Source organism: Methylophilus sp., assembly GCF_052173275.1.
In the GTDB taxonomy this organism is placed as follows: Bacteria; Pseudomonadota; Gammaproteobacteria; order Burkholderiales; family Methylophilaceae; genus Methylophilus.
This window is the reverse complement of sequence record NZ_JBQMUL010000002.1, coordinates 2093266-2108310: the sequence shown is the minus strand read 5'-3', so window position 1 is coordinate 2108310 and position 15045 is coordinate 2093266. Positions and strand designations below refer to the sequence as shown.

Sequence of the window (15045 nt, the reverse complement as noted above, 5' to 3'; positions counted from 1 at the left end):
AAATATTTTTTAGACTATCCCATGGCTGCAATCACTTACCCGCGTCTGATAAAAAGAGTACGTGCTGTCCTGATCGATTGGACATTCACCATACTCGTCATCTTCTTGAGTATCTGGATTGGTAGCAAGATGGGCGTTTCAACGGTCACGGGCAAGGTACTGCTGATTGTTTTACCAATCTTGATCCTGGACCCCATGTTAGTGACCTTCACCGGAGGCACGATAGGGCATCATCTCATGGGCATACGCGTGACACGCATGGATGGCCTGACCAGGATCAATATTGTGGCCGCTACTGCCCGCTTTATTGTAAAAACGTTATTAGGCTGGTTCTCGTTTATTTTCGTACTGACAACCTCAAGGTATCAAGCGGTACATGATGTACTTATGCATTCAATCGTCGTACACAAAGATCCACAAGGGCTGCCCAGCTACGAAGTCCTGACTGAGCGCCCACCCAAAAATGATCCCTACCTGTATCCCTCAGCATGGCGCAGGTTTTTAGTCATCGCAGCATACTGGGTGTTGTATACCTTGATCATCAGTGTCTGCTCGGCCATTTTCATCACACCAACCTGCCTGGATCATCAACGTTGCGGCGCGCCTGAGGATATCACAAGCTTTATAATATCTCTCGCCTGGTTACTGGGCATAGGCTGGATCACGGTTCGTGGTTGGGGTGGAAGATTATATGGCGGTAGAAAAAAACTGCCTGCGACACCCCAGCATGATTGAAAACATTATCCTGCGCGTTGTGTCAGGTTTTTAAAGCCCAGCCAGGCAATGTACACATAACAGATCACCGGCAGGATAAACGCATGGTGCAAGCCCAGGCGGTCAGCCAGCAAGCCAGTCAATAAAGGCACGATCGCGCCCCCTAAAATGGCCGTGGCCAGTAAGCCCGAGCCCTTCTTCTCCTGCCCGGCTTTCAGGCCTTTGATACCCAGAGTAAATATCGTTGGGAACATAATCGAATTACAAAGACCGACCAACACCATGCTGCCTATCGCCAGCGTGCCTGAAGTTTGCATGGAGATCAGTATCAGGATCACAGCAAGCAACGCATGGGTCATCAGCACGCGTGCTGGCGCAAATGCTTTCAGGGTGAAAATACCGAGGAAACGCCCGACCATAGCGCCACCCCAATAAAAGGCGACCAGAGGCGCAGCCTGGGTTTCTGTGACCTGGCTGATATCCATCACATAATTGACCAGAAAGCTGCCGATGGCGACTTCAGCACCGACATAGGCGAATATACCGATCACCCCCAGTAACAAGCCTTTTTCTTTTAATACTTCCAGCCAGCCGCTTTCATCTGCGGTTGTGCTTTCAAGGCCGGTCAGGTTAATGCGCGAAAGCACCAGCGCAATGATGATCAGCACAAACGCAATAAAGAAATAGGGATAGACCACGCCTTCGGCATGTGAGGAGTTCGTCATCGCAGACAGGATGAAGTAGGCCCCGAACAACGGCGCGATAAACGTGCCCAGCGAGTTAAATGCCTGCGCCATAGTCAGGCGCGAAGAAGCCGTTTCTTTGGGGCCGATGACAGACACACAGGGATTAGCCGCCACTTGTAGCAGCACGATGCCGGACGCCAGCACGAACAATGCACCTAGGAAAAGTGGATAGGTATGCAATATGACCGCCGGGTAAAACAGCAGGCAACCTAATGCGGCTAATGCAAAGCCGATCACCATGCCTTTCTGGTAGCCGACACGCTCGATCAATTTGCTGAATGGAATAGACGTCAGCCCGTAAGCCGCGAAAAAACAGAACTGGACCAAAGCCGCCTGACTATAGCTCAGCGAAAAAATCGCTTTCAGGTATGGCACCAGGATATCGTTCAGACAAGTGATAAACCCCATCATAAAAAACAAGATGGTGAGTGAGGTCAGGGCCTTTTTATACATGGATGTCCTTATTATTGCGGGTGCGCAAGCACTACACCATAAATCACCTGGCTTGAAAAGGAAATAATCCCAAATGGAGTGGCGAACTAGTCATTAAATTCAGAGTCTGCTCATTTAACGGCTTGACGGCAAGTGTTATTTTTTAATAAGATAATCCACATGAGGCCACAAGCCTCATCCCTTTATTCCACTCTAGATCAAGGAGATATGATGGCCACCAGCAAACCCACTGACAACGGTATTAAAAAACCTGTCGCCAAAAAAGCAGCTGCACCTAAAGCCGCCGCATCCAAACCAGCAGCCAAAAAAACTGCGAGCAAGACAACCACCAGTAGCAAAAAAAGCAGTTCACCTTCGATTGTCACCAGCGCAGACCGCCTGCAGATGATTGAAGTGGCAGCCTATTACATTGCCGAACAACATGGCTTCAGCGGCCCTAGCGCTGATCACTGGCTCGCGGCAGAGAAAAAGATCGATAGCAAACTGAACGCTTAAGGCGTTTACCAGGCCCGGCACTAGTCACAATCAGTGCTGGCTACCATATGGATATAGCGGTGCCGAAGTAAATTGTATGTCGGCGCCGCTATGCAACGCGTATTGCAAAAAGCCTAACACTTCCGGATGGCTCAGGCGCAAGCCATAAGCGATGTATGGGTACTCAGACAGCGGTACCTGTTTTTGGAAAAAAGGCCAGTGTGGGCTAGGGTTATAAAAGCGCTCTACCAGACTGGTGATCCCCAGCAATTCATATTCTCCGCGCGCATTCAGCACCAGCCAGGGGCCGCCCGAGTCGCCTACCGTTGGCATGGCGATAGTATGGTCATACTGATCCATCTCATTCAGCCGATTGACAGCCAGCAGCGCTTTTTCTGCATGCACCAGTTCCTGCGTATAGGCGAATTGTGTCTGCGCCTGCAAATGCAACATCTCATCCATCTCGCGATAGGCTTTCGGTAACACCTGGTAGAAATCAGATAGATCGCGCACGGGCTTACGCTCGCCGCAGCGAGGGTGCCTGGTGTCTGCTTCGCCATAGCCACGTCCGTAACCGCAGATCATCAGCATCTCAGGCAAACGATCATCCAGACGGATGCGCACAGGTTGTATCGGGCTCAGCACTTTCGCGTCGAACACCAGCACGGCTACATCCTGGGTCAAGTCTTCTGATACTTTATCGAAGGGCCGGTAAAAAGCCTGCTTGAGGCGAATATCTTCAATACCTAACAATTCCGGCTGCGCGATGGATAGCATGGGCAAATCCGTGGGGCCGGTCAGCCGAACTTCTTTCAGACAATGTGCGGCGGTGAGCAGTGTGAGCGGCTTGCGGCCGACAATGACAGCGCTACAGATCGAGTCGTAGTATTCCCACTTCTCTACTGACTGCAGAAAATGTGCATGCTGGATACTCAACTTGACGGTGGAAATCGCCATGCCGGGGAACGTCAGCCCATGAATCAGAGCCTGGGTCGAATGGCCCGTGGTTAACCCCAGGCATACCACCATGACAGGCATGATACGCCTGAGCAATAGTATTCTTGATTGCCACATGCAGCGACTGCGCTTCAATCTCAGGGCAGGCTTCTGCTTGCATTATTCTTTAACTCCAGCGGGCCAAAGCAGGCCTCCAGTGACGGATCGTCATCGTCACAGGCAATAAAGCTGCGCCCATCCGGCTGGAAAAGCACATAGCTGGTTTGCTCGGTGTTGATCTCAGAAGTTTGCCGGGTACAGTCCAGACCTTTATTGCTTAAGGTGACGCGATGAGTGAGTTTAAAAAACCCTTGTGCATCCGGCTGCGGGGTGACCTCATAGCGCGCTTCCAGTTGCTCATCGCCACTGGTCAACACTGCCGTGCCGTCTTCTTTGAACCAGTAAGTTTCCAGACAACCTGTCTCGCGGACTGTTGATTCCCAGTATCCAACCAGCGGATGTTTCAGCGAACGTGCGTCAGTCTCAGCCGCCGGCACCGAACTCACAGTGAGCCCGATCAAGCTCAGCAGACACATGACCATGACTCGTTTATTGCTGACAAGCTGATGACGCATTGCAACCCTCCTGAGAGTGAGATGATGTAAAGCTGTCAGCGATTGTCAGTGAAAAAAATCATTATCAACAGTGAATCTTTCCCAAAAATTGACGCAACATTTCCCTAAACATCTATCACTAACATCACAAAATACACTGCTGGCAGGCAACAAAAAACCCCAGGCTCGCCTGGGGTTTCTTTTAATGCTGGGTAAACGTTGCGATTACTTCATCACGCGGTTACGATATTCGCCAGTACGGGTATCGATTTCGATCCTGTCACCCTGGCTAACGAACAATGGCACCGGGATTTCAAAACCGGAAGCGATTTTCGCTGGTTTCATAACTTTACCTGAAGTATCGCCTTTGACTGCTGGCTCGGTGTAAGTGATTTCACGCACCACTGTGGTTGGCAGTTCAATGGAAATCGCTTTGCCGTCGTAGAAACGCACTTCACAGGGCATGCCGTCTTCCAGGTATGGCAGCGCATCTTCCATGAATTCTGCATCTACGTCATATTGGTTGTACTCTGCATCCATAAACACATAGGTCGGGTCAGCAAAGTAAGAGAAAGTCACTTCTTTCTTTTCCAGTACGATCACGTCAAACTTGTCCTGCGCTGCATAAACGTTTTCGCTTGGCGCGTCAGTCAACAGGTTTTTCATTTTCATCTTCACGACCGCTGAGTTACGGCCGGATTTGTTGTATTCGGCTTTCACAACAACCATAGGATCATTACCAATCATGATCACGTTGCCTACGCGTAAGTCCTGAGCGATTTTCATACTAGAGCCTTTAAATAGAATTTGTGGATAATAAAGCGGCGCATTATACCCGATTTGCGCGCAATTTCTCAATAAAAATCACCAAGTTAGTGGTAAGGTCTGGCTGCTCAGATAACTGGTCCGCATAGTGACGTGCATGCTGCGAAATACTGTCACGATGCGTGATAAAGGTATGCCAATGCTCGGCAGACCACTCCCCTGTCGCCCAAGCTTGCATCAATGGTTGCAGTGCGGCGTTCACCTCATCATTTGCTGATGCCAGGTAATGCTGCACAAAGGCTGCCAGCTTTTCCAGGTGTGTATTTTCAGATTGCTGATAGGGTAACCAGACCATGGGTTTGGCCGCCCAGATCGCGCGTATCCAGCTATCCTCACCGCGCACAAAATTCAAGTCACACAGCGACAACAACAGGTCATAGTCGCTTTGGGATAAAAATGGGATAACTACTATCGTGCACTGCTGATGTTGCAGGCTCTGGCCTGCCTCTAACGTTTTCTCACCCAAAGTTTGTGCGACTAGCGGCGCCACACTCTCTGGCACAATTAAGCGCACAGCTTGCGGAGAATCAGCCAGGGAAGTCAGCAATGCCTTGACCGGTGCATGTGCATAGCAAAACAATGAAACGTTGATGGCTTGTGGCATGGCTGGCAAAGCCAATTGCTGCCAGGCAGCGGCTGGCGATTGCGCAGCCTGCAACGCTAGTGCAGGCAGAAACTGCTCGCGCAGCAAGCCGCCAGTCTGCGGGTTAAAACCAGGGTAAAAGAAATAGCGTATGCGCCCATTGGCTTGCGGAGATGGCCTGCCATGAAAGCCCTGCACCCATGCTTCGGCGGATAAGTAATCGATATTCAGCCAGAGTGTATCTGCTGACATAGCCTGTTGATAGCTATCAGGCAGGCCGCAGCTAAAGGTTTCAATCACCACTTCTGCTGGCTGTGAAAAACGGGAGTCTTCCGTCCAGTGCATCAAGGTGACCAAAGGATGGCCGCTGCCAGAAAACCGTCTGGCCAAGGCGATATCATCCACCCACAGCCGGATATGAATCGCATGCTCATGCGCCAGCTGATGCGCCATGCGCCAGCTGACACCAATGTCGCCGAAATTATCGACCACACGGCAAAAGATATCCCAATGGGGCACAGGTAAACTTGGGGAAGACATGACTGGTGTAAACGATGCTGTTAAACAGGGAACTCGGATATAGCGGGATAGTGTACCTGAAGCGCTGGTAACCACCGCCTGTTTGTCGCGAAACTAGCTGGCGAAGGCAGTCGTCATTTCCATGGTTTTTAACCAGGTCAGTTGCAAGGCTTTGGCATCAATGGCCGCGCGGTGCTGTTGTAAGCCGAACGCTTCACGAATACCCTGTTTGGTGTCATGCCAGACCGTTTTTTGCTCGGCGGTGAGCAAGACACTGAGATCTTCGAGTTTGAAAGCCGGGCTCATGCCAGCCACTTCGTACAAACTGTGCAACCAGACGAAATCCTGGTACCAGCCATCGGTATACAAGGTTTGGCCGGCGAATGTTTTATTCAGGTGCATGGCGATCGCACGGGCGGTTTGCCCGTGCTGCACCAGTTCCTGGCGGGATTGCTGATGCAGTTTTTCGGCTTCGTGATCCCAGTGCTCCCATTCGGCATGTGGCTGTACCTGTGCACTCCACATTGCGCCTGCCGCGTCGATATAGCCGATTTCAATCGGGTAGCTGCCTACGCCAAAGCCAGAAGCTTCAATATCCAGAATGATGGGGGGATTCATGTGTACTTTTTTAATGCCTGAAAATCTGTTTGAGTTGAACGCGTCACTGGATGAGTGACTGTCATACCCCACAGAAAATTCAATGACAGATTGCCTGATTATTTGAGTCAAGCTGCGATTATACGCATGGATATCCCAACTCATCGTCTAAAAATCATGCATTTTCAGTCGCTTATCATGATTTGCATGACATTGTAGCGACAGACTTCTGTTCTAAATTATTTAAAAAACAGAGGCCTGCCCATGCAGCGACTGGCATAAACCACCAGTCGCCAATGCGTGGCTTAAGCCTTGCTAGCCTCAAGCCAGCGACGTTCTACTTCGGCCCAGTTAACCACGTGGTAAAACGCAGCGATATATTCAGGGCGTTTATTCTGGTAGCGCAGGTAATAAGCGTGTTCCCAAACATCCAGGCCCAGGATGGGTGTATTGCCATGCATCAACGGGCTATCCTGGTTGCCACTGCTTTCAACGATGAGTTTGCCTTGCGGATTCACGCTGAGCCAGGCCCAGCCACTGCCAAAACGGCTGATCGCTGCTTGTGTAAATGCGGTTTTAAACGCCTCCAAACCGCCAAGGTCACGGTCGATGGCAGCGAGTAAATCAGCGCTGGGCTGGCCATCGAATGCCGGTGTCATCACACTCCAGAACAAGGTGTGGTTGGCGTGACCACCGCCCTGGTTGCGCACTGCGGTCTGCAACTTTTCAGGCAGGCTATCAAAACGGCGCAGTAGCTGCTCAACCGGTTCCTCTTCCAGGCCAGTACCCGCCAGTGCGTTATTCAGGTTATTGATATAGGTCTGATGATGGCGCTGATGGTGGATCTCCATGGTCTGCGTATCGATGTGCGGTTCAAGCGCATTCACGGCATATGGAAGAGGTGGCAGGCTGTGCGGCATGGTATTTCCTTTTTGTGTGGAGTATAAAAATCAATGTACGCGGGATGGGTGTAGCCTGCTTTCAGGCGTCATCTGCATGTGAGGTTGGGTACGCGCAAGGCAAGCCTCCACCAGCAGAAAGACGCTTGCATCACCCTGCAAATGCGCAAACTGCGTGAGTGCGGTGTAGGTCTCGCGTTGATGGCGGCAGGCGGCTTCGCGCAGTGCAGGCTCGGCGCCCGGATGACAGCTGCATATCACCAGCCGCTCGTGCGCCATACACAAGGTGTCAGCCGCCTCACCCCTGCGGCCAAGGCGCTGCTGGGTGTCGGCCAGGTTGAGATAACTAACCACCAGTGCCGCCACGGCGTTATCCGGCGTATCCCAATCTTTAAAATGTTGTAACAGCATGCTGCGGGCATGTTCGTAGCAGGCGAGCGCCTGTATGTAAGCATGCTCGTGAAAATGCGCATTGCCCTCACGGATCAGCGCTTTCCATGTGTCGCAGATATGGGTATCGCTACTTGTGTGTGCTTGCATCATACCGTTTGTGGATTTACGCCAACGCGGTGTCCAGCATCATCATCAGCACAAAACCCACCAGCAAACCGGTAGTTGCAAACAGCTCGTGCCCCTGCCTGTGTGATTCCGGGATCACCTCATGACTGACCACGAACAGCATGGCGCCGGCGGCAAACGCCAGCCCCCACGGCAACAGGGGCTGGCTGTAAATCAATACCGCTGCGCCTAATACGGCGGCAACGGGTTCAACCAGGCCGGATGCCGCGCCCAGTAGTGCTGATTTCCATTTACCCATACCGACACTGCTCAACGCAAGTGCGACGACCAGTCCTTCAGGCACATCCTGTATGGCAATGCCGGTGGCTAACGCAGCGGCACGTGCAGCGTCATTCCCGGCGGCGGATACGCCTATGGCAAGCCCTTCCGGAATGTTATGCAGCACGATTGCAAACACGAACAACCAAAGCCTGCGGATGCGTTGCGCACTTTCCGTCCCGGCGCCACCGAAGAAATGCTGGTGTGGTAACTTGCGCTCCAGCAACATCAGGCAGCCTGCCCCCAACAATATCCCCGCCCCCGTCAGCATAGAGGCGCCCCAGCGGCCCATGCCCTGTGTCTGGGCTACATCCAGTGCAGGTACTATCAGTGAGAAACAGGTCGCAGCCAGCATGACGCCTGCGCCAAAGCCCAGCAAAGTGTCATGCACACGACGACCCGGCGCACGGGTGACTAACATAGGCACCACGCCTAGCGCAGTGGCCAGTGCCGCAATAGACCCAGAGCCCAGGGCGATGCGCAAGGTGGGCTGGCTAGCGATCATTTGCCAGGCTTCATGCAACAGAAACACAGCGCCGAGGGCGCACACTATATAGCCCAGCGTGCGCCAACCGTAGCTCGCTGCCAGTCTTAAACCATTTTTCTGAAGGATGGAGTGCATGTATCGCCTTTCAATCGCTGAATGTGTGCAGGCTGGAAACCAGACAGAATTGTTCTTTTAATCATTATAAATACGAATCATTATTATTCGCAATAAATAAAAAAGCTTTTTACTGGCATAAAAATGTGACTAGGTGGATGCAAAAAAATTCGCTTAGTGGGGTCAGATGACTGAACTTCGCGTGCGCATTCCTGACCAATGAGAGTTACAAAAAACTTTTTTCAGGAGGAAAATAATGCATAACAACATACTGACGGTTTCATTATTGACAGCCGCAATCGGCCTGTCCGGTTGCGCCAACATGAGCGAAACCCAGAAAGGCACGGCCAAAGGCGCCGGTATAGGCGCAGCAGCTGGTGGCGTTATCGGTGCCATCGCCGATGGTGGCAAGGGTGCTGCGATCGGTGCAGCAGTGGGTGCAGGCGCAGGGGCTATCGCGGGCAATATCTGGTCTAAAAAAATGGAAGCGCAAAGACAGGAGATGGAACAGGCGACTGCAGGCACTGGTGTCGCCGTGACCAAAACCAGTGACAATCAGCTCAAACTGGAGATCCCTAGCGATATTTCGTTTGATAGCGGCAAGTCTGATATCAAACCGAACTTCCGTCCTATCCTCGATAAATTCGCGACCGGCTTGCAAAGTAACCAGGTGGCACGCGTGACCATCGTTGGCCATACCGACAACAGCGGCTCGGATGCCGTGAATGATCCATTGTCAGTGAATCGCGCTGCCAGTGCCCGCAGATATTTGTCTGAGCGCGGCGTGGCTACCAGCCGCATCACGATAGACGGACGCGGATCGCATGAGCCGGTTGCAGCCAATGACACTGCCGCTAACCGTGCAAAAAATCGCCGGGTAGAGATTTTTGTCGCCGAACCTGATCCGGCTGCACCGAAATAAATCTTTCAGACAGCAAAAAGCCGACCTGAGGTCGGCTTTTTTTATCACACGTGAGACCCGATGACTGATAAACAGTCACCGCGGACAGGCAGGAGTTAATCAATCAGTAAAGGTGCAACAAACGCAAAGAATGCGCCGGTCACAAACAAAACCACGGAAAACACATACACCCACAGGCTTTGTTGACGCGTTCTTTTACACAAGGCCGCTAATGCCGGGTCTGCCGGGCAAGGCAGCAGGCGTGCCTGCCATTGCAACCAGCCAGCCACCAGCAACATCGCCCCTGCCAGACTAAACACGAGTGGTTTATGCTCACTGATCCAGATCAGCTGCGGAAACTGGCTGATCAAACTGGTCAGCGTTGCCACCGAGCCAATCGCCACCATCGCAGCTGGCAATGCACAACAAATCAAGGTTGAGCCACTGGTGAATAGCGATAACAGATTGAGCCGCTTGGTCGCCTGCAACCTATGCATTTCAGCCGCCATCACTTGCCGCCTGCTTTCCCGGCATTCGCCACTTGCGCTTGAATCTCAGCCAGGGTCAGGCTCACCCGCTCTACTTTGCTGACCGAATATCCGGCATCCTGAATGACCTTGTTAAACGCTTCATCGGAGACATCTTTTGCGTCTTTCAGCTGCAAGGCCACCACGCGGCTTTTTAAATCCACAAAAGTGCCCTGCCCTTCCGGCAATGCCTTGAGCTTTTTCTCTATGCCTTTGGCACAAAACGCGCACACCATGCCATTGACCTCGGCTTTAATGGTTGTCACCGCAAAAGCGGCCGGTGCCATGGCAGATAACATCAGGGTAATCAGTAATCTTTTCATCGTAAAATCCTTTTAAATAAGCTGGTTAAAACACAAACATGGCATTCAGGCGAGGCGCAAAGCCTTCTCCCTGCCATGGATTGGTTACACCAAATTCGAGAAAGTAGTTTTTGTTGATCAGGCGCAGTGCGGGCGTGACCTGCAGGCCAGGGTCGTTATTGCGCATGGTTTTGGCTTCGATCACAAACCATGGTTGTGTCTGGTCAAAGCCGGTTTCATAAAATGAAAACCCGGCCTGGACTGCCGCCGTGTCGTAGTTCATGCCAGGCGCACGTATCATGCGGGCCTTGGCCAGAAAATACAGACGGGTCGATTCCATATCAAACTGCAGGCTGGGGGTATAGGCAAAGCCATCGTACTGGCCTTTGGCCTCCCCCACACTGCCGTTGAACCAGATATTGGCTTGTGCAGCTGGCAGGTTCCAGCGTTTGATCAAGCCGGTGTAATTGATCCCAGTGATGTTGGTCGCCCGCTCGCCTTTACCCGACATACGCATCTGCTCCACGCCAATGGCATGCCCGAGTGCGGGCGAGTAGTTCAACATCCACTCCTGGTTATAGCGACCGATTTCGGTCATCAGCATGGCGCTATCTTCAAAACCCATCAGTGCCGCCGCTTGTGCTGGCAAAACTAACTGGCTTAAAAAGAAGGCGCCCAGTGAGAAAACAGAAAAAGGTGCAATGGTGTATTGCTTGGACATAAGCCCTCCATATTCAACTTAGCAAAAACGCTTTAGAGCAAAGCGTAATAACGATGCGGACAAATCGACAGACGGATTTGTCCTGCGTGCTAACTGAATATGGGTGGTTTGATGGCGGGAGGATAAGTTTGGGAATGTACCGGTGCGCCCATAAACAATGGCGCAGCCGAACTCAGCGCTAACAGTGGCAGATTGGAAAGTGCGTGAAAATGCGCAACACCACCGCTGATCGCGCAAAATCCGCAGACATCGCAGTGGTGGATCTGAGTTGTGCTTGTTTCATTGGCTGTTTCAGAACTATGCGCAGACTGGTGCTCATGGCAAGGCATCTCACTCATGGCCTGCGCATCGTGCGCATGCGCTGCTGCCTGCTGTGTCTCTAAAGATAATTGCGACAGCATCATTTGCATAGACATGACGCTAGCGGCCATGACAAAGCATGGCAACCAGCAGATCAGGAAAATACAAAGACGTTTTTTCATCGTGGCAATATAGAGAGACTGAAGTCTATTTTAGTTCCAAATCACGCAGTCAGGCATTTATTCATAGCGGATATCTATGATTTCGTATTCAGTTTCGGCGGCAGGCGTGACCACACGTACTGCATCGCCGAGGTTTTTACCCAATAAGGCTTTCGCCATAGGCGCTACCCACGAAATATAACCTTGTGCAGGGTCCAGCTCATCCTGACCGACAATGCGGATGATCATTTCACTGTCATCATCCAGGTTGAACAAGGTCACCCAGGCGCCAAAAAATACTTTTTCGGTGTTGGTTTGCGTGCGGCTATACACGATTTCGGCGGCATCCATGCGCTTGGTCAGAAAGCGTATGCGCGAATCAATTTGGCGCAGGCGCTTTTTGCCGTAAATATAGTCGCCGTTTTCACTACGGTCACCATTGCCCGCCGCCCAGCTCACAACACGCACCACTTCCGGTCTATCAACCTTGATGAGGTATTGAAACTCTTTCTCCATCGCGGCGTAGCCTTCCGGCGTAATGTAGTTTTTGTGCTCTGCCATTGATTAATAACTCTATTCAGGGTCACCCCTGCTCTTGTTCATTTCAGCCTGCACATCATACAACGGTTCTCGATTTCTCCTCAAAATTCATTCAAATCCATGCATCGTTATATGAAGGTTTTGTGAAGCTTTTATTTTAGCCTTCAGTTATGGGTTTTTCATGCGTAATTCACATGTGTGCTGCTCAAACGCCACATAGTTAAGGCAACGCCAGTTGCTGGTTATTCAAGCATTATCTAGAGGAATTCATGAAAAAATCCATTGCTCACCTGAATGTAGGTACCCGGTTATTCTTAGGGTACGCATTGCTCATTCTGTTTACCGCTTTTATTTTTGCCATTGCCTGGCGCGGCTTTAACCAGATCCACCAAACCTGGCAGCATTTTGAGAACACCAACCTGGTCAAACGTACCCAGATTGAAAATGCCAGCAAGGGTTTAAGCGAAGGTGTGCACCACTTTAAAAACTATGTGTTACGTGGCGGCCGTGAAGCCAGCAGGTTCCAGAACAGTATGCAGGATATCGAGCAGGCCATCGCCGCTTATAAGGCGACTGGCGAAATCAACCAGCAGGAAGAAGAGATTCTGGGCAATATGGCACTCGGCCTTGCTACTTACCGCGCCGCGATCGCCCGTTGTGAAGAGCTTAAAAATGGCGGCATGAGCGTGACCGAGATTGACGCAACCGTAAAAGGCGCAGACAAGCCACTGAACCACTCGCTCAGGTTGCTGATGGATATGAACATCGCTGGCGTCACCGAGGCTTCCAGCCAGTTCGCCACCACTATTGCCAGGGCCAACAAACAGATTGAAATCGCGTTGCTGGTTGCTGTGATCATGGCGATAGGCATTGCCTGGAAAATGACCCGTTCGATCACCCGCCCGCTAAATCAGGCCCTGCATCTGGCGCACCAGATCGCTAAAGGGGAGTTTATCGCGCATGACGGCCCTATCCGCAATGACGAAACTGGCAGGTTGTTGCAGGAAATGCAGCGCATGCAAGCGACTATTCAGCGCATTGTCGAATCACTGAATACGATGTCTACGCAACACAGCGCAGGCCTGATCGATCACCGTATCGACAGCCAGCAATTCAATGGCGCTTACCAGCAACTGACCGAAGGCATCAACCGCATGGTGGAAGAGCATATTCTGGCGCAGACGAAATCATTGCAGATTGTCACCGCGTTTGGCGAAGGCGATTTTAACCAGCCGCTGGAAGCATTTTCCGGTCAGCGCAGCTATATCAACCAAAGCATAGAGCAAGTGCGCCAGAACTTTAAACTGTTGATCGAAGATGTGCAGACTTTGTCCCACGCGGCGGAAAATGGGCAATTGAATATCCGCGCCGATGTGTCACGTCATCACGGTGATTTCAAGCAGATTGTCGCTGGCTTTAACCAGACGCTGAACGCAGTGGTAGACCCGTTGCAAACCACTGCGCGTTACCTGGACGAAATGGCGGCTGGTCATATCCCTACCCAGATTGAAGCGCATTTTGTCGGTGACTTCAACCTGGTGCAAATCAGCCTGCAACATTGCGCAGGCGCCATCCATCAACTGATCACTGATGTGCACCACCTGGCTTCTGACGCCCAGCAAGGCCAATTGAATACCCGTGTCGATATTGAAGCGCATGCCGGTGATTTCCGCAAGATCATCCACGGCATCAACCAGACACTGGACGCCGTGGTATCACCTTTAAACGTGGCGGCTGATTGTGTGAAACGCATTGCTGCCGGGGATATTCCTGCGCCTATCGATAATCAATTCCATGGCGATTTCAAGGTATTGATCAACAACCTGAACACCTGCATTCATGCCGTGAACCGCCTGGTGCAAGACACGCGTGAGATTGCATGCGAGGCGCAGCAAGGCCAGCTTTACAGCCTGGTGGATGTCACCGCCCACACTGGCGACTTCAGGGAAGCATTACAGGGTTCGCAGGATATCCTGCAACGTATGGTCGCGCCTATCCAGACCGTGAAGATTGCTGCCGAGACTATCCAGGTCGCTGCGGCAGAGATCGAGAAAGGCAATAACGACCTTTCGCGCCGCACTGAAACCCAGGCTAACGCCTTACAGGAAACCGCCACCAACCTGGAGACCTTGACCAGCAACATCAAGCAGACCGCTGATCATGCGCAGCAAGCGAATCAGCAGGCCAATCAGGCCAACCAGCTGGCGCTGGAAGGCGGCGAGGCTTTCAGTGCGCTGACCACCACCATGCAGGCGATTAATCACACCTCGGCGCAAATCGAGCAGATCACCGGCGTGATCGACAGCATTGCCTTCCAGACCAATATCCTGGCATTGAATGCCGCCGTGGAAGCTGCCCGTGCGGGAGAAGAAGGACGCGGTTTTGCCGTCGTCGCCGGTGAGGTGCGCAACCTGGCCAAACGCTCTGCCGCTTCTGCCAAAGAGATCAAGGAACTGATCGCCGCTTCTGTCTCGCAAACCAGTGACAGCGCCAAACAGGTCAGCCTGGCCGGGCACACCATGCAGGAGATCGTCGGCGCTGTGCAGCAGGTATCACACAGCATACAGGCGATTTCTGAGGCGTCCATGCAGCAAAGTAGCGGCCTGGAACAAATCTATGAATCCATGACTTCCATCGATGAAACCACCCAGCAAAATGCCGCACTGGTAGAACAAGCTGCCGCCGCGGCAGAAAGTATGCTGGAGCAGGTGCATACCCTGGTGGTGTCAGTGAACCAGTTCAAAACAGAGGGTGATGAAACAGACACCAGGCAACCTATGCGTTTAATTGCTTAA

At 51.9% G+C, this 15045-nt stretch carries 18 protein-coding genes; 4 read left to right on the top strand and 14 right to left on the bottom strand.

All coding sequences use genetic code 11. The features are described from left to right. Positions 1–21: 21 nt before the first annotated feature. Complete coding sequence (locus ACTS9Y_RS11385) at positions 22–735, top strand: RDD family protein (RefSeq protein ID WP_442586047.1); 714 nt, start codon at positions 22–24, stop codon at positions 733–735. Between the two features lie 5 nt (positions 736–740). On the opposite strand, the gene ACTS9Y_RS11380 is transcribed toward ACTS9Y_RS11385, so the two are convergent. Further along, positions 741–1913, bottom strand: coding sequence for a sugar MFS transporter (locus ACTS9Y_RS11380; RefSeq protein ID WP_442586046.1), 1173 nt, complete (start codon positions 1911–1913; stop codon positions 741–743). Positions 1914–2123: 210 nt separating this feature from the next. Here ACTS9Y_RS11380 and ACTS9Y_RS11375 point away from each other — a divergent pair, with 210 nt between their 5' ends. Beyond that, entirely contained in the window at positions 2124–2408 is a 285-nt protein-coding gene (locus tag ACTS9Y_RS11375) for a DUF2934 domain-containing protein (protein WP_442586045.1), read from the top strand. A gap of 30 nt (positions 2409–2438) precedes the next feature. Here the strand turns inward: ACTS9Y_RS11375 and ACTS9Y_RS11370 are convergent, their stop codons facing one another. From ACTS9Y_RS11370 to ACTS9Y_RS11335, 8 genes are all read right to left on the bottom strand, one after another. Beyond that, a complete protein-coding gene (locus ACTS9Y_RS11370) occupies positions 2439–3461 on the bottom strand; it encodes a trypsin-like serine protease (protein ID WP_442586044.1) in 1023 nt (340 codons plus the stop codon). A 20-nt stretch (positions 3462–3481) separates the two neighbouring features. After that, the gene (locus tag ACTS9Y_RS11365) at positions 3482–3958 is read right to left on the bottom strand and encodes a hypothetical protein (protein ID WP_442586043.1); all 477 of its coding nucleotides are present in this window, start codon (positions 3956–3958) and stop codon (positions 3482–3484) included. 204 nt (positions 3959–4162) lie between these two features. Next, entirely contained in the window at positions 4163–4723 is a 561-nt protein-coding gene (gene efp, locus ACTS9Y_RS11360) for an elongation factor P (protein ID WP_442586042.1), read from the bottom strand. A gap of 43 nt (positions 4724–4766) precedes the next feature. Then, positions 4767–5885 (bottom strand): elongation factor P maturation arginine rhamnosyltransferase EarP, encoded by a 1119-nt coding sequence (earP, locus tag ACTS9Y_RS11355; protein ID WP_442586041.1) that lies wholly within the window; start codon positions 5883–5885, stop codon positions 4767–4769. A 93-nt stretch (positions 5886–5978) separates the two neighbouring features. Continuing rightward, positions 5979–6482 carry a hypothetical protein gene (locus ACTS9Y_RS11350; RefSeq protein ID WP_442586040.1) on the bottom strand — a complete coding sequence of 168 codons (504 nt, stop codon included), beginning with the start codon at positions 6480–6482 and terminating at the stop codon, positions 5979–5981. A gap of 284 nt (positions 6483–6766) precedes the next feature. Further along, positions 6767–7381: a superoxide dismutase gene (locus tag ACTS9Y_RS11345; protein ID WP_442586039.1), complete on the bottom strand. Its 615-nt coding sequence runs from the start codon at positions 7379–7381 to the stop codon at positions 6767–6769. A 30-nt stretch (positions 7382–7411) separates the two neighbouring features. Beyond that, positions 7412–7903, bottom strand: coding sequence for a hypothetical protein (locus tag ACTS9Y_RS11340; RefSeq protein WP_442586038.1), 492 nt, complete (start codon positions 7901–7903; stop codon positions 7412–7414). A 13-nt stretch (positions 7904–7916) separates the two neighbouring features. Beyond that, entirely contained in the window at positions 7917–8819 is a 903-nt protein-coding gene (locus ACTS9Y_RS11335) for a ZIP family metal transporter (protein ID WP_442586037.1), read from the bottom strand. A 235-nt stretch (positions 8820–9054) separates the two neighbouring features. Between ACTS9Y_RS11335 and ACTS9Y_RS11330 the strand changes: the two genes are divergently transcribed. Then, positions 9055–9720, top strand: a complete 666-nt coding sequence (locus ACTS9Y_RS11330; RefSeq protein ID WP_442586036.1) for an OmpA family protein — start codon at positions 9055–9057, stop codon at positions 9718–9720. A 95-nt stretch (positions 9721–9815) separates the two neighbouring features. On the opposite strand, the gene ACTS9Y_RS11325 is transcribed toward ACTS9Y_RS11330, so the two are convergent. The 5 genes from ACTS9Y_RS11325 to greB all read right to left on the bottom strand — a co-directional run bounded on the left by ACTS9Y_RS11325 (position 9816) and on the right by greB (position 12271). Then, positions 9816–10208, bottom strand: a complete 393-nt coding sequence (locus tag ACTS9Y_RS11325; RefSeq protein ID WP_442586035.1) for a hypothetical protein — start codon at positions 10206–10208, stop codon at positions 9816–9818. Then, positions 10208–10549 carry a heavy-metal-associated domain-containing protein gene (locus tag ACTS9Y_RS11320; RefSeq protein WP_442586034.1) on the bottom strand — a complete coding sequence of 114 codons (342 nt, stop codon included), beginning with the start codon at positions 10547–10549 and terminating at the stop codon, positions 10208–10210. The genes ACTS9Y_RS11325 and ACTS9Y_RS11320 overlap by 1 nt, the downstream gene beginning before the upstream one ends. A 25-nt stretch (positions 10550–10574) precedes the next feature. After that, positions 10575–11249, bottom strand: a complete 675-nt coding sequence (locus ACTS9Y_RS11315; protein WP_442586033.1) for a hypothetical protein — start codon at positions 11247–11249, stop codon at positions 10575–10577. 89 nt (positions 11250–11338) lie between these two features. After that, positions 11339–11731: a hypothetical protein gene (locus ACTS9Y_RS11310; protein ID WP_442586032.1), complete on the bottom strand. Its 393-nt coding sequence runs from the start codon at positions 11729–11731 to the stop codon at positions 11339–11341. Positions 11732–11788: 57 nt separating this feature from the next. Further along, entirely contained in the window at positions 11789–12271 is a 483-nt protein-coding gene (gene greB, locus ACTS9Y_RS11305; protein ID WP_442586031.1) for a transcription elongation factor GreB, read from the bottom strand. A gap of 248 nt (positions 12272–12519) precedes the next feature. On the opposite strand from greB, the gene ACTS9Y_RS11300 reads away from it, so the two are divergent. Beyond that, entirely contained in the window at positions 12520–15045 is a 2526-nt protein-coding gene (locus tag ACTS9Y_RS11300; RefSeq protein WP_442586030.1) for a methyl-accepting chemotaxis protein, read from the top strand.

Bases quoted from the DNA above. Each gene is read 5' to 3' on its own strand.
- ACTS9Y_RS11385 (WP_442586047.1), top strand. From the start codon at position 22: ATGGCTGCAATCACTTACCCGCGTCTGATAAAAAGAGTACGTGCTGTC.
- ACTS9Y_RS11335 (WP_442586037.1), bottom strand. From the start codon at position 8,819: ATGCACTCCATCCTTCAGAAAAATGGTTTAAGACTGGCAGCGAGCTAC.
- ACTS9Y_RS11345 (WP_442586039.1), bottom strand. From the start codon at position 7,381: ATGCCGCACAGCCTGCCACCTCTTCCATATGCCGTGAATGCGCTTGAA.
- ACTS9Y_RS11340 (WP_442586038.1), bottom strand. From the start codon at position 7,903: ATGATGCAAGCACACACAAGTAGCGATACCCATATCTGCGACACATGG.
- earP (WP_442586041.1), bottom strand. From the start codon at position 5,885: ATGTCTTCCCCAAGTTTACCTGTGCCCCATTGGGATATCTTTTGCCGT.
- ACTS9Y_RS11375 (WP_442586045.1), top strand. From the start codon at position 2,124: ATGGCCACCAGCAAACCCACTGACAACGGTATTAAAAAACCTGTCGCC.
- ACTS9Y_RS11365 (WP_442586043.1), bottom strand. From the start codon at position 3,958: ATGCGTCATCAGCTTGTCAGCAATAAACGAGTCATGGTCATGTGTCTG.
- ACTS9Y_RS11320 (WP_442586034.1), bottom strand. From the start codon at position 10,549: ATGAAAAGATTACTGATTACCCTGATGTTATCTGCCATGGCACCGGCC.
- ACTS9Y_RS11350 (WP_442586040.1), bottom strand. From the start codon at position 6,482: ATGAATCCCCCCATCATTCTGGATATTGAAGCTTCTGGCTTTGGCGTA.
- ACTS9Y_RS11370 (WP_442586044.1), bottom strand. From the start codon at position 3,461: ATGTGGCAATCAAGAATACTATTGCTCAGGCGTATCATGCCTGTCATG.
- efp (WP_442586042.1), bottom strand. From the start codon at position 4,723: ATGAAAATCGCTCAGGACTTACGCGTAGGCAACGTGATCATGATTGGT.
- ACTS9Y_RS11310 (WP_442586032.1), bottom strand. From the start codon at position 11,731: ATGAAAAAACGTCTTTGTATTTTCCTGATCTGCTGGTTGCCATGCTTT.
- ACTS9Y_RS11330 (WP_442586036.1), top strand. From the start codon at position 9,055: ATGCATAACAACATACTGACGGTTTCATTATTGACAGCCGCAATCGGC.
- ACTS9Y_RS11300 (WP_442586030.1), top strand. From the start codon at position 12,520: ATGAAAAAATCCATTGCTCACCTGAATGTAGGTACCCGGTTATTCTTA.
- ACTS9Y_RS11380 (WP_442586046.1), bottom strand. From the start codon at position 1,913: ATGTATAAAAAGGCCCTGACCTCACTCACCATCTTGTTTTTTATGATG.
- ACTS9Y_RS11325 (WP_442586035.1), bottom strand. From the start codon at position 10,208: ATGGCGGCTGAAATGCATAGGTTGCAGGCGACCAAGCGGCTCAATCTG.
- ACTS9Y_RS11315 (WP_442586033.1), bottom strand. From the start codon at position 11,249: ATGTCCAAGCAATACACCATTGCACCTTTTTCTGTTTTCTCACTGGGC.
- greB (WP_442586031.1), bottom strand. From the start codon at position 12,271: ATGGCAGAGCACAAAAACTACATTACGCCGGAAGGCTACGCCGCGATG.